Genomic DNA, 248 nt, shown 5'->3' on the forward strand with positions numbered 1-248 from the left:
CTTCGGCATTGAGCGGAGTGCCGTCGGAGAAGACCAGCCCGGGCCGCAGCTTCAGGGTGAAGGTGCGGCCGTTGTCCGTCGTGGTGAAGGACTCGGCCATCTGGTAGCGGATCTCGCCCGCCTCGTCCGTGGTCATCAGGGTTCCGTACAGGGCGTTACCCAGCACGGCGGTGATCGCGGCCTGGTTGCCGAGGGATGCCGGGTCCAGGCTGCGCGGATCGCTCAGTATGAGGATCCGGGCGGTAGGC

The 248-nt window shown here is 67.3% G+C and carries 1 protein-coding gene; it reads right to left on the reverse strand.

All coding sequences use genetic code 11. The features are described 5' to 3' along the window. Positions 1-235: ABC transporter substrate-binding protein (locus tag FMEAI12_RS21390; RefSeq protein WP_235014271.1), on the reverse strand; the 235-nt coding region annotated here is incomplete at its 3' end. Positions 236-248 lie beyond the last annotated feature (13 nt).

It is taken from the genome of Parafrankia sp. Ea1.12, assembly GCF_900465275.1.
GTDB lineage: Bacteria > Actinomycetota > Actinomycetes > Frankiales > Frankiaceae > Parafrankia > Parafrankia soli.